The following is a 12,348-nucleotide window of genomic DNA, read 5'->3' as shown; positions in this document are numbered from 1 at the left end:
GTCTGGGTCCCTACGCTTCGCTACGGGCAACCTGCGGTGCTCGACTACGGCGGGGTCTCGCGCAAACTCGCTTCGCTCAAACAAGCGCGATCCCTGATCCGCCTACGTCTGCGCTCCTCGGCCCAGCCAGGACGGGGCAAGCGGGAGCGGGGACAAATACAAGAAGACAAATACCAACAAGGACACGCCATGGCGTGTCCTTGTTTCTTCAGGTATTCGGTATTGGTATTCGGCCGTTTGGATTTCTTCTCCCCGCTCCCACCCCTTGTGGATGCGCCGAGGAGCGGAGGTCCAGACGGATCAGGGATCGCGTTGTTTGAGCCGAAGGCGAGTTTAGCGAGACCCCGTCTGGACCGAGCACCGCAGGTTGCCCGCAGCGAAGCGAAGGGACGCAGCAACCAGGGTCGCCTTTTCTTTTGCTTACTTTTCTTTTGGCGAAGCAAAAGAAAAGTGAGTAGCAGCCGGGCTACCCCCGGCCAGCAAAACTCAGAAGAGCACGCACCGCCGGAGCAAGCCCCGGCTAAGAAACGATATAAGCCCCAGCCCCAGTAGAAAACAACTTCCCATCAGAACCCAAAAACTCCATCCTCGTACTCGCCACCCGCGAACCAAGCCTCATCACCTCAGCCCGAAGCTCAAAATAATCACCAATCCCCGGCCGCAGATAGTCGATCCGCAAATCTATAGTCCCCAGCTTGGTGAAACGCTGCAGCCGCTGCAGCGGCGTCTCATCCATATGGCGCGCACCTATCGCCGCCATCACCGCGAGCCCACCCATGGCGTCCAGCCCGGCGCTGATCACGCCGCCGTGGATGCGGTTGTGCGCATAGTGGCCTATCAGCTCGTTGCGCATGTCGATGCGCGCCGTGACCCTTTCGGCCGTCACCGAAGTGATCTTCAGCCCCAGCAGCTTGTTGAAGACGATTTTTTCCTCGAACAAGTTCTTGAGTGCGGCGACGAAATCCGGCTCGAATTCAATCGCACCGGTGGGTATGGGCTGTGCTTTGGTCATAGTCCCAATTGTCGTGCAGCGAGGTCCTTCATGATTTCCTCGGCGCCGCCGCCTATCATCATGACCTTGACCTCACGGTAAATGCGTTCGCTTTTGGTGCCGCGCATATAGCCCATGCCGCCCAGGATCTGTACCGCCTGGTCGGCGCAGAACTGCATGGTTTGTGTGGCATGGTTCTTCAGCAAACAAACCTGGGCCACCCAGCCGGCGTTGCCCGAAGCCTCCTCGCCGGCATCGGCGCGCGCGGCCAACGCGTCCGTCCAGGCGCGGGTGGAGGCGATGCGCATCTGCATGTCGACCAGTTTGTGGCGCACCACCTGGCGTTCGACCAGAGCCGCACCGAAAGTCTTTCGCTGGCGCGCCCAGTCCAGTGCTTCGTCGTAACAGGCCTCGGCAAAACCCAGCGCGGCCACGGCCAACGCCATGCGCTCGCCGTTGAAGTTGCCCATGACCATGCGGAAACCAGCGCCCTCCTCGCCGATCAGGTAGCGGGCCGGCACCCGCACCTTGTCAAAGCGCAGATGCGCCGTGTCCGAACACCACCAGCCCATCTTCTGCAAAGGGCTGCGCGACAGGCCTGCCGCATCGCCCGGCACCACCAGCAAGGAGATGCCCGCCGGCCCCTTGGCCTCACCGGTGCGCACGGCCGCGGTCAGGAAGTCGGCGCGCATACCCGAGGTGATGAACACCTTCTCGCCGTCGATGACATAGTCGCCGCCGTCACGCCGCGCGGTGCTGCGCAGCGCGGCCACGTCGGACCCGCCGCCGGGTTCGGTGACGGCCAGCGCCGCGATTTTTTCGCCGCGCAGCACGGGTGTGATGATCTCTTGTTGCAGATCCGGGCTGCCATGGCGCAGCACGGGCGGCAGCGCGATGTTGTGGGAAAAGAGGCTTGCCATCACACCTCCGCTGCCGCCGTAGCGGCACAAGGCAAGGGTGACCGCGTTGCGCAGCTGCCAGGAAGCCGGCGTGCCGCCCAGCGCCTCGGGATAGCCCAGGCCCAGCAGGCCCAATTCAGCCACCCGCGTGTAAAGCGCACGGGGAAACTCGCCGGCTTCGTCCCAGGCCGTAACGTGCGGCGCAATCTCGCGTTCGGCAAAAAGCCTCACGGTATCGGCCATGGCGTTGATTACTTCCTCCTCGCCCCGAGCTGCGTACGACGCGCTCATGCCTCAAACCTCAGCAAGACCTGGCCGGGCGCGGCCTGCTGGCCGGGCGCCACCATCACAGCCGCCAGCACCGCGTCGTGCGGGGCATTGACCGTATGTTCGAGCTTCATGGATTCAATCACCAGCAGGGTGTCGCCGCGCCGCACGGCCTGGCCGGGAACAGCATGCACGGCGATGACCTTGCCATTGAATGCTGCACGCAACTCGCGCGATGCGGCCGCCGCGCCCGAAGCCGCGGCTTCAAAGCTCGCGTCTTCGAGGAAAAGATCGACGCCATCCGCCTGCACATGCCAGCGCAAGGCGGCCTGCCCCACGGCGTCCAGAAGGCGCAAGGCCACCACGCGCCGCTGCGTGCCACTGGTTTGCACCGTGATGGCACCATCTCCCGCCACCATCGCCTCCGGTGAGGTCTGTCCCCCGGTCTCCACCTCCAGGCGTCCCCGGCCCGCTTCGCGCACGCGCAGGTCCAGCACCTGGCCGCCGTGCCGCAGCCTGAGCGGTTTGGGAAACGAACACGGCAGCTCGGAGCCGGCCCCAGGGAAAAGCGCCGCGAGCCCCAGCGGTACAAGCGCCTCTTCTTGCGCTTTCCGCAGTCCTGCTCTCAGAGCAGCGCCGTGCTCTGCCAGAAAAGGAATCAGCGCATCACCGGCTCGAAACACCGGATGTCCCAGGCAAGCGGCCAAAAAGGTGCGGTTGGTCGGCAGGCCCAGCACCTCGGTACGGCCCAGCGCCGCGAGGAGGCTGTCGACCGCCTTCTCGCGCGTGGCCGCATGCGCCACCAGCTTGCCCAGCATGGAGTCGTAATGCGGCGGCACCACCAGGCCTTCGAACAGCGCATGGTCGAAACGAACGCCGCCCGGCTCGCGAAAGCGCTGAACCGTGCCGGCGTGCGGCCTGAAGTCTTCGTCCTCCGCGCACAGGCGCACTTCGATGGCATGGCCCGTGAACACCACGTCCTCCTGGGCCAGCGGCAAGGCCTCGCCCTGGGCGATGCGCAGCTGCCACTCGACCAGGTCCAGTCCGGTGACCGCTTCGGTCACAGGGTGCTCGACCTGCAGGCGCGTGTTCATCTCCATCAAAAAGAAGTCACCACCTTCGACCAGAAACTCCACCGTGCCCGCGCCCACATAGCCCGCAGCCTGTGCGAGCGCCACGGCAGCACCGCACATGCGCGCTCGCAGGGTCGCATCGACGGCGGGACTCGGCGTTTCTTCAATGAGCTTCTGGTGGCGCCGCTGCACCGAGCAGTCGCGCTCGCCAAGATGGATGCAAGCGCCATGGCCATCGGCAAACACCTGCACCTCGACATGGCGAGGGTTCATCAGGGCTTTTTCGATCAGCAGTTCTTCACTGCCGAAGGCTGACGCAGCCTCAGAGCGTGCGCTGCGCAGGGCCGACGGCAAATCCTCGGCTGACAACACCAGCCGCATGCCGCGCCCACCGCCGCCCGCCACGGCCTTGACCATCAGCGGGTAGCCGATGCGGCCGGCCTCGGTTTCAAAGCGTGCATCCGATTGGTCCTGCCCCTGGTAGCCCGGCAGGCAGGGCACGCCTTGCGCCTGCGCCAGCTGTTTGGCGGCAGCCTTGCTGCCCAGCTGCCGCATCGCGGCCGGCGGCGGCCCCACCCACACCAGCCCCGCCGCGATCACCGCCTCGGCAAAGGCGGCGTTCTCGCTGAGGAAGCCGTAGCCGGGATGCACCGCGTCGGCGCCGCTGTCCTGCGCCGCGGCGACCAGCTTGTCGATCCGCAAATAGGAATCGGCCGAGGCGTCGCCGCCCAGGGCACGCGCCATGCCGACCTCGCGCACATGCAGCGCGCCGACATCGGCGTCCGAATACACCGCCACCGTTTGCATGCCCATGGCGTGGGCGGTGCGCAGAATGCGGCGGGCGATCTCGCCGCGATTCGCCACCAGCAGGCGATGGATTTTTGTCATACGGCCCATTCCGGCTCGGCTTTGCGCGCAAAAGCCCGCAGCCCTTCGGCCGCCTCGGCGCCGCGCAGGCTGCCGGCAAACAGGGCGGCCGCCTGGTCCAGCACGTCCGGCTGGCCCTGCGATGCCGCCAGCAATTCCTTGGTGGCGGCCAGCGCGCGCGGCCCCGCCTGGCCCAGCCGGGCCAGCAGGGCCTGCAAAGCCGCCGGCAATTCATCGCCGGCATGCACTTCATCCACCAGGCCCAGCTGCAGGGCTTCCCACGCCGTCCACCTGCGGCCCGTCAGCAGGCATTGCCGCGCGGCGCGGTCGCCCAGGCGCTTGAGCACAAAGGGCGCGATCTGCGCGGGGGCAATGCCCAGCGTCACCTCGGGCGCGGCCAGCACCGCGCGATAACCGGCCAGCACAAAGTCGGCGCAGCACACCAGGCCCAGGCCGCCGCCCATGGCCGGGCCGTTGACCACGGCCACCAGCACTTGCGGCAGCTTGCTCAAGGATTGCAGCAGCGTGCCGAAGCGGCGGTTCATCGCGACCAGCGGGTCCACCGCGCCCGGCGGCAGGGCCTGGCCTATGGCCTCGGAAAAACCACCCAGGCGGCCGCCCGTGCAAAAAGCGCCGCCGGCCCCGGCCAGCACAACAAAGCGCAGCGAAAGGTCTTTTGCCGCGCGCTCGCAGGCGGCCTGCAAGGCTTCCACCATCGCATCGCTCAAAGCGTTACGCGCGGCTGGGTCGTTCAAAATCCAGGTCTCGGTCGCGCCTTCGCGCACCACATCCAGCAGCTTGTTCATGGCGGTCACGCGGGCTTCCTGGAGGACTTGGCCACGCCCATCATCTTGGCGATGATGCCCATCATGACTTCGTCGGCGCCGCCGCCTATGGAGGCCAGCCGGCCGTCGCGGAACATGCGCGCGACCTTGTTCTCCCAGGTGTAGCCCATGCCGCCCCAGAACTGCAGGCAGGTGTCGGGCACCAGCCGGTTGAGCCGCCCGGCCTTGAGCTTGGCCATGGAAGCGAGTTCGGTCACATCCTGGCCTTGCACATAAAGCTCACAGGCGCGGTAAGTCATGGCGCGCAGGCTTTCGACTTCGGTCTTCATCTCGGCCAGCTTGAACTGCACCCATTGCTGGTCGGCCAGCACGGCGCCGAAAAGCTTGCGCTCATGCGCCCATTCGACCGTCCATTCGATGCAGTTGCTCAGCGACTGTATGCAGCTGGCCGCGCACCAGAGGCGTTCCTCCTGGAACTGCATCATCTGGTAGGCAAAACCCGAGCCCTCGCTGCCGATGAGGTAGCGCTGCGGCACGCGCACTTCGTCGAAGTAGATCAGGCCGGTGTCGGACGAGTTCATGCCGATTTTTTTGATCTTTTTCGCCGCTTCAATGCCTTTGCGCAGCTTGCCGCCTTCGCGCATGGGCACCATCACCAGGCTTTTGTTTTTGTGCGCAGGGCCTTCACCGGTATTGACCAGCATGCACATCCAGTCGGCCTGCAGGCTGTTGGTGATCCACATCTTCTGGCCGCTGATGACGTAGTCGCCGCCGTCCTTGCGCGCGTGGCTTTTGATGGAGGCCACGTCGCTGCCCGCGCCGGGCTCGCTCACGCCTATGCAGCCCACGGTGTCGCCGGCAATCGCGGGCGCCAGGAACTCGCGCTTGAGCTCGTCGCTGCCGAAGCGCGCCAGCGCCGGTGTGCACATATCGGTCTGCACGCCGATGGCCATGGGCACGCCGCCGCAGTCGATGTGGCCCAGCGCCTCGGCCATGGCCACACCGTAGGAATAATCCAGGCCCGCGCCGCCGTACGCTTCGGGTTTGGTCAGGCCCAGCAGGCCCAGCTTGCCGAGTTTCTTGAAGACCTCGTGCGCCGGGAATATTTCGGCCGCCTCCCATTCATCGACGTGCGGGTTGATCTCGGCGTCGATGAAACGCTTGAGGGTTTTCTGGATTTCCAGGTGTTCGTGGCTGTACTGCATTTTTGTCTCCGCTTCTTTGCTTCTTTGCTTCTTTATCTCTTCTGTTTTCTTGTGGGGGAATGAGCTACATGCGCGCCACGCCGAATTGCAGCGGCCTGAGCCGCCGCGCCTCAGCCTGGGCGCAGATGTCCAGGCATTGCGCCAGCACGGCGCGCGTGTCGCGCGGATCTATCACGCCGTCGTCCAGCACCAGGCCCGAGGTGTAGAACACATCGGCCTGGGCTTCGACCATCGCAACGATCTTGTCGTACTGGGTCTGTGACTGGGCTGGGTCGGGCGCAATGCCCTTGCGCGCCAACGCCGCTTCACCGACGATCTGCATGGTGCGTGCGGCCTGCTCGCCGCCCATCACGGCCGTTTTCGCGCTGGGCCAGCTGAAAAGAAAACGCGGTGCATAAGCACGGCCGCACATGCCGTAGTTGCCGGCGCCGAAGGACGCACCGCACTGGATGGTGATTTGCGGCACCGTGGCATTGGTGACGGCCTGGATCATCTTGGAGCCGTGCTTGATCATGCCGGCCTGCTCGCTCTCCTTGCCCACCATATAACCGGTGGTGTTCTGCAGGTAGATGATGGGATGGCCCAGCTGGCACATCAGCTGGATGAAATGGGCGGCCTTGTTGGCGCCGGCCACGTCGATGGGGCCGTTGTTGCTGAGAATGCCGACGGCATGGCCACCCAGGGACGCCTGCACGCAGACCGTGGCCGCGCCGTAAAGCGCCTTGAAGGGCAGAAAGTCGGAGCCATCCACCAGCCGCGCGATCAGTTCCTGCATGTCCAGCGGCTGGCGCAGGTCGTCCGGCACCAGGCCCAATAGCTCTTGCGCCGGGTACAGCGGTTCACGCGCCAGGCTTGCGGAGGCTGCCTGCGCCCACGCCGTGCGCGCCACCACCTCGCGCGCCAGGCCCAGCGCCTCGCGGTCGTCCCCGGCCAGCTGTTCGCCCAGGCCGGATACGGTGCTGTGCATCTGCGCCCCGCCCAGTTCCTCTTCAGTCGCCACTTCGCCGGTGGCGGCCATCAGCAGCGGCGGGCCGGCCAGGAAGGCGCGCGAACGGTCGCGCACCATGATGACAACGTCGCTGAGGCCGGGCATATAGGCGCCGCCCGCCGTGCCCGAGCCGTGCTGCACGGTGATGACGGGAATGCCGGCCGCCGACAGGCGCGCCAGGTTGCGGAACAATGCGCCGCCCTGCACAAAACCTTCGACCCGGTAGCGCATGAGGTTGGCGCCCGCGCTTTCGACCAGGTGGACAAAGGGCAATTTGTTTTGCAAGGCGATTTCCTGCACACGCAGGATTTTTTCCAGGCCCATGGCTTGCACGGCGCCGGCTTCTATGCCCGAGTCGCTGGCCACCACCATGCAGCGCACGCCGCTGACAAAACCGATGCCGGCCACCACGCCGCCGCCCGGCACCGAGTTGGCAGCCTCCTTGCTGTCCTGCAGGTAGCCGGCCAGCGAGCACAGCGGCAGCCAGGGCGCGCCGGCGTCCAGCAGCAGCGCCACACGTTCGCGCGGCAAGAGTTGGCCGCGCTTGTCGAAGGCGGGCCGCGACTTCGCCGAAGCGGCGGCGCTGCGCTCTTCAAGCCCCCGCAGCGCCGCGATGCGCGCCAGCATGGCGTCCCGCCGCTGCAAGGCCCGCGGCGACTGCGCATTCCACGCGGACTGGAACAGTGTCATGACTGCAAGACTTTCGGTGTTTCGGCGAGGTGGAAGCCGTCGAAGGGCTTGACGGCCTCACGCTGCAGCGCTTCGGCGTCGAGCCGCTGCTGGGGCCAGCCCATGCGCACCTGGGGCCTGGCGCCGTCCACGCGCAAGGTGCTGCCGCTGATGAAGTTGGCGGCCTTGCTGAGCAAAAACACCACGGCGGCCGAGGTTTCGCTTTCGGTGCCGAAGCGGCCCAGCGGCACGGTGTGGCGCATCTCGCGCAGCATGGGGCCGGCCTCGGGCGGGTAGTGGTCCATGCCACTGGAGGCGATGTAGCCGGGCGCCACCGCGTTCACGCGCACGCCGCTTCTGGCCCATTCGGCCGCCGCGGTTTCGGTGAAGCTCACCATGCCGGCGCGCGCCGCGCCGCTGTGGCCCATGCTGGGCATGGAGCCCCACATGTCGGCCACGATGTTGACGATGCTGCCGCCCTTGTCCTGCATGGCCTGCAGGTAGCATTCGCGCGCCATCAGGAAGCCGCCTGTCAGGTTGGTGTTGATGACGGCCTCCCAGCCCTTGGCGCTGATGGCCTCCAGCGGCGTGATGTACTGGCCGCCGGCGTTGTTGACCAGCCCGTCGATGCGGCCCTGGGCCACCACGATGGCGGTGATGGTGGTCCTGACGGTTTTCTCCTGGCGTATGTCGCAAGGGTGGAAGCTGACACGGCCGCCCTGCGCCGCGATCTCGCCTGCCACGCCGTGAAGCCTGGCCACCTGCCGGCCTATCAGCACCACATGGGCGCCGAGCGCGGCGAGCTCGTGCGCAATGCAGCGGCCTATGCCGGAGCCGCCGCCGGTCACGACGATGACCTGGCCGGCAAACAGGCCGGGCTGGAAAACCGATTGGTAGCTCATGGCAAGGCCTTTGATGAGGAGGTTTTGCCCGGCGCCGGGGCGCGAATGAAAAGCGCCATGGCCGCGTCGGTCAGGTCGTCCAGCGTGGCGGACTGCCTGGCGTCAAACCACTGCACCGACCAGTTGAGCGCGCCGAACATCAGCAGGCGCGCCAGCTTCACCGGCCCCTTGAGCTGCCCTGCCCCGGCCAGGGCCTGCAGCACGGGCTCCCAGACGGCTTCGTAGTCGCTTTGCAGCTTGGTCAGCAGCGCGCGCTGCCGGGTGGTGATGGAGCGCGACTCATAAAGCATGACCGGAATGAAATCGCTGCCGGGGCCCAGCAGCACACCGAAGTGGCTGCGTATCAACAGCCGCAGCAATGCCGGCGCGTCATCGGCGGGCAAGCCGGCCGCCTGCAGGGCCGCGGCCTGGCGCAGCAGGGCCGAGCGCATGCCCTCCTCCATCACCGCGTAGAGCAACGCGCCCTTGCTTTTGAAGTGGTAGAAGGGCGAGCCGCTGTGCATGCCGACCGCCGCCGCAATGTCGCGCGTGCTGGTGGCGTTGAAGCCTTTTTTCCGGAACAGCCGGGCGGCGGCGTTGATGAGTTCGATGCGGCGGTTGCCGTCGTCGCGCTCGTCCAGGGTTTTGCGCGGGCGGCCGCGCGGGCGTTTTTCAGCGCTTGCGGCCGCGGTTTTCGGGGGTGAAGGGGCACGTTTGGCGAGGCGCGGACGCGTGGCGGGTTTTTCCATAAGGACGGACCATAGCAAAACCCGGTATTTTTAGCAAGCAAGCGCTTTGTAAAAATACCGCAACCCGGGCCGGGTCATTTGCGCGCGCGGCCCGCCTTGCCCGCGGCGGGCCCGGCGCCGCCCTCTTTGCCGGGCGCGCCCACCTGCGGGTGCGCGCCGTGGATGTGCGCCGCATGGCCGCGCTCCACAACAGGTGTACGGTTCTGGCTTTGCCGCAAGGCGGCTTTTTCCAGGCCGCTGAGGATGCCGCAGTCATCGGCGCCCTGGTCGCTGGCGCATTGCTCACGCAGCAGCTTGAGGTCTTTTTCCAGTGCCTTGAGCTCGCGTATGCGCGTGGCGACGTGGCTGATGTGTTCGTCCAGCAAGGTGTTGACGTCGGCGCAGCTGCCAGCGGGCGCGTCCTTGAAGTTCAGCAGGGTGCGGATCTCGGCAAGCGTCATGTCCAGCGAGCGGCAGTGGCGTATGAAGGCCAGGCGCTGCACATGGCTTTCGTCGTAGATGCGGTAATTGGCCTCGGTGCGCGCCGCTTCGGGCAGCAGGCCTTCACGCTCGTAGTAGCGTATGGTTTCCGTCTGGGTCTGGGCGGTTTTGGCCAGCTCTCCGATTTTCATGGCGACCTCCTTGAACATCGTCCCGACATCGCGGCAGGGTCACTCGCCAATCGCGCTTGACTCTAAGGCCGCTACAGGGTTTCCAATTAAGCCATGAAACCTGAAAAAACCCCAGTTTCCGGCCTCAAAGGCCCTACCGGCGACTGCTGCGGCAGCGCCCATGCCGCGCACGCAAGCCTGCCCCCCGCAGCCGTCCCCGCAGGCGCCGCGGGGCGCCTGTTCCGCATCGCCACCATGGACTGCAGCGCCGAGGAATCGGACATACGCCGCGCCCTGGAGCCCGTCACCGGAATACGCTCGCTGGGCTTCCAGCTGGGGGCGCGCACGCTCAGGATAGACGCCAGCGAAGACGCCTACGCGCCTGCACTGGCCGCGATCCGCAAAGCCGGCTTCGACCCTCGGCCGGCGTCGCCCGCAAGCGCGCAAGCGGGCGACCACGGCCATGAAGGGCATGACCACGACCACAGCCATGACAGTGGCTTTGGCGGCGGCGCCACCCGCCTGGTCGTGGCACTGGTGCTGGCGGTGGGCGCCGAAGCAGTGTCGTTTTTCACGCCCGAACTCATGGCCTGGAAAATCGCCGGCATGGCGGTGGCGGCTGCCGCGATTGCCCTGGCCGGCCTGGACACCTACAAGAAAGGCATGGCCGCCCTGTTGCGCGGCAAGCTCAACATCAACGCGCTGATGTCGGTGGCCGTCACCGGCGCTTTCCTGATAGGCCAATGGCCGGAAGCCGCCATGGTGATGGCGCTGTATGCAATTGCCGAGCTGATCGAAGCCCGCGCCGTGGACCGCGCCCGCAACGCGATCAAGGACCTGCTGGACATGGCGCCCGAACAGGCGCTGATGCAGGATGAAGACGGCGCCTGGACCATCACACCGGTGGCCGCCGTGCCGCTGCAAGCTGTGGTGCGCATACGCCCCGGCGAACGCGTGCCGCTGGACGGCCTCGTCACGCAAGGCAGCAGCGCCGTCAACCAGGCGCCCATCACCGGCGAGAGCATTCCGGTCGACAAGGAAATCGGCGACGCCGTCTTCGCCGGCACCATCAATGAAACAGGCGAGATCGAAATCCGCGTCACGGCGGCGGCCGGCAACACCACACTGGCGCGCATCATCCATGCGGTGGAGCAGGCTCAGGGCAGCCGCGCACCCACGCAGCGGTTTGTCGACCGCTTCGCCGCGGTCTATACACCCGCCGTGTTCGCGATCGCAGTCGCGGTGGCCGTTCTCATGCCCTTGGTCGCAGGCCTCAGCTGGCAGGAGTCACTCTATAAGGCGCTGGTGCTGCTGGTGATCGCCTGCCCCTGCGCGCTGGTGATCTCCACGCCGGTCACCGTCGTCAGCGGCCTGTCGGCCGCCGCGCGGCGCGGCATCCTCATCAAGGGCGGCACCTATCTTGAACAGGCGCGCCTGCTCAAGGCCGTCGCGCTCGACAAGACCGGCACCATCACCGAAGGCAAACCCCGGCTCGTGGACTGGCGCGCCTGGGGCGATGCCGGCGAAGCATCCCTCACGCAGCTGGCCGCCGGCATGGCCGCGCGCTCCGACCATCCGGTGTCCAAAGCCATCGCCGCGGGCTTGAACACCGAGCCTGCCGAGGTGCAGGACTTCAAGGCCCTGCCGGGGCGCGGCACGGAGGGCGCCATCGCGGGGCGGCGCCTGGTGCTGGGCAACCACCGCCTGATCCATGAACTCGGGCGGTGCGGCGTGGAGCTGGAAGCCGAGCTTGCGCGCCATGAGCAGCAGGGCCGCACCGTGACCCTGCTGGCCGACGAGCGCCGCGTGCTGGCCCTGTTCGCGGTGGCCGACACCATCAAGGAAAGCTCGCGCCAGGCCATCACCGACCTCAAGGCGCTGGGTGTCACGCCCGTGATGCTGACCGGCGACAACGCTGCCACGGCGCTCGCCATCGCGGCGCAGGCCGGCATAAACGACGCGCGCGGCGAGCTGCTGCCCGAAGCCAAGCTGGATGCGATCCGCGAAATGCAGCAGCGCTACGGCGTCACCGGCATGATCGGCGACGGCATCAACGACGCACCCGCACTGGCCCAGGCCGACATCGGCTTCGCCATGGGCGGCGCGGGTTCCGACACCGCCATGGAAGCGGCCGACGTGGTCATCATGAACGACAAGCTGCAGCGCGTGGCCGAGACCGTGCGCCTGTCACAGCGCACGCATGCCGTCCTCTGGCAAAACATCAGCCTGGCCCTGGGCATCAAGAGCGTTTTCCTGGTCCTCGCCGTGTTCGGCACGGCCACGATGTGGATGGCGGTGTTCGCAGACATGGGCGCCAGCCTGCTGGTGGTGGGCAACGGCTTGCGGCTGTTGCGTCGGCGGCCTTAAGGCGCAGCAGCGTTTTT

Annotated in this window: 10 protein-coding genes; 1 reads left to right on the top strand and 9 read right to left on the bottom strand. The window is 66.6% G+C overall.

Annotated features, from left to right (window positions below; genetic code table 11):
* Positions 1-520 precede the first annotated feature (520 nt).
* The 9 genes from AC1D1F_RS17530 to cadR form a co-directional block, all read right to left on the bottom strand.
* Positions 521-1,012 (bottom strand): thioesterase family protein, encoded by a 492-nt coding sequence (locus AC1D1F_RS17530; protein ID WP_477677571.1) that lies wholly within the window; start codon positions 1,010-1,012, stop codon positions 521-523.
* Positions 1,009-2,181, bottom strand: a complete 1,173-nt coding sequence (locus AC1D1F_RS17525; RefSeq protein ID WP_477700790.1) for an acyl-CoA dehydrogenase family protein — start codon at positions 2,179-2,181, stop codon at positions 1,009-1,011. The genes AC1D1F_RS17530 and AC1D1F_RS17525 overlap by 4 nt, the downstream gene beginning before the upstream one ends.
* Positions 2,178-4,118, bottom strand: a complete 1,941-nt coding sequence (locus AC1D1F_RS17520; RefSeq protein WP_477677573.1) for an acetyl/propionyl/methylcrotonyl-CoA carboxylase subunit alpha — start codon at positions 4,116-4,118, stop codon at positions 2,178-2,180. Before AC1D1F_RS17520 ends, AC1D1F_RS17525 begins: the two co-directional genes overlap by 4 nt.
* Complete coding sequence (locus tag AC1D1F_RS17515) at positions 4,115-4,903, bottom strand: enoyl-CoA hydratase/isomerase family protein (RefSeq protein WP_477677587.1); 789 nt, start codon at positions 4,901-4,903, stop codon at positions 4,115-4,117. Before AC1D1F_RS17515 ends, AC1D1F_RS17520 begins: the two co-directional genes overlap by 4 nt.
* A gap of 5 nt (positions 4,904-4,908) precedes the next feature.
* Positions 4,909-6,087: an acyl-CoA dehydrogenase family protein gene (locus AC1D1F_RS17510; RefSeq protein ID WP_477677574.1), complete on the bottom strand. Its 1,179-nt coding sequence runs from the start codon at positions 6,085-6,087 to the stop codon at positions 4,909-4,911.
* Positions 6,088-6,151: 64 nt separating this feature from the next.
* Entirely contained in the window at positions 6,152-7,765 is a 1,614-nt protein-coding gene (locus AC1D1F_RS17505) for an acyl-CoA carboxylase subunit beta (RefSeq protein WP_477696486.1), read from the bottom strand.
* A complete protein-coding gene (locus AC1D1F_RS17500) occupies positions 7,762-8,646 on the bottom strand; it encodes an SDR family oxidoreductase (RefSeq protein ID WP_477677576.1) in 885 nt (294 codons plus the stop codon). Before AC1D1F_RS17500 ends, AC1D1F_RS17505 begins: the two co-directional genes overlap by 4 nt.
* Positions 8,643-9,374 carry a TetR/AcrR family transcriptional regulator gene (locus AC1D1F_RS17495; RefSeq protein WP_477677577.1) on the bottom strand — a complete coding sequence of 244 codons (732 nt, stop codon included), beginning with the start codon at positions 9,372-9,374 and terminating at the stop codon, positions 8,643-8,645. The genes AC1D1F_RS17500 and AC1D1F_RS17495 overlap by 4 nt, the downstream gene beginning before the upstream one ends.
* Positions 9,375-9,448: 74 nt before the next feature.
* Complete coding sequence (gene cadR, locus AC1D1F_RS17490) at positions 9,449-9,985, bottom strand: Cd(II)/Pb(II)-responsive transcriptional regulator (RefSeq protein ID WP_477677578.1); 537 nt, start codon at positions 9,983-9,985, stop codon at positions 9,449-9,451.
* 93 nt (positions 9,986-10,078) lie between these two features.
* On the opposite strand from cadR, the gene AC1D1F_RS17485 reads away from it, so the two are divergent.
* Positions 10,079-12,331 (top strand): heavy metal translocating P-type ATPase, encoded by a 2,253-nt coding sequence (locus AC1D1F_RS17485; RefSeq protein WP_477696485.1) that lies wholly within the window; start codon positions 10,079-10,081, stop codon positions 12,329-12,331.
* The last annotated feature ends 17 nt before the right edge of the window (positions 12,332-12,348 follow it).

The sequence above is a fragment of the Polaromonas sp. P1_H6 genome (assembly GCF_056405195.1).
Note: the sequence above shows the minus strand (reverse complement) of the source record. Positions and strands in the feature narration are given on the sequence as shown.

Bases quoted from the DNA above. Each gene is read 5' to 3' on its own strand.
- AC1D1F_RS17530 (WP_477677571.1), bottom strand. From the start codon at position 1,012: ATGACCAAAGCACAGCCCATACCCACCGGTGCGATTGAATTCGAGCCG.
- AC1D1F_RS17525 (WP_477700790.1), bottom strand. From the start codon at position 2,181: ATGAGCGCGTCGTACGCAGCTCGGGGCGAGGAGGAAGTAATCAACGCC.
- AC1D1F_RS17520 (WP_477677573.1), bottom strand. From the start codon at position 4,118: ATGACAAAAATCCATCGCCTGCTGGTGGCGAATCGCGGCGAGATCGCC.
- AC1D1F_RS17515 (WP_477677587.1), bottom strand. From the start codon at position 4,903: ATGAACAAGCTGCTGGATGTGGTGCGCGAAGGCGCGACCGAGACCTGG.
- AC1D1F_RS17510 (WP_477677574.1), bottom strand. From the start codon at position 6,087: ATGCAGTACAGCCACGAACACCTGGAAATCCAGAAAACCCTCAAGCGT.
- AC1D1F_RS17505 (WP_477696486.1), bottom strand. From the start codon at position 7,765: ATGACACTGTTCCAGTCCGCGTGGAATGCGCAGTCGCCGCGGGCCTTG.
- AC1D1F_RS17500 (WP_477677576.1), bottom strand. From the start codon at position 8,646: ATGAGCTACCAATCGGTTTTCCAGCCCGGCCTGTTTGCCGGCCAGGTC.
- AC1D1F_RS17495 (WP_477677577.1), bottom strand. From the start codon at position 9,374: ATGGAAAAACCCGCCACGCGTCCGCGCCTCGCCAAACGTGCCCCTTCA.
- cadR (WP_477677578.1), bottom strand. From the start codon at position 9,985: ATGAAAATCGGAGAGCTGGCCAAAACCGCCCAGACCCAGACGGAAACC.
- AC1D1F_RS17485 (WP_477696485.1), top strand. From the start codon at position 10,079: ATGAAACCTGAAAAAACCCCAGTTTCCGGCCTCAAAGGCCCTACCGGC.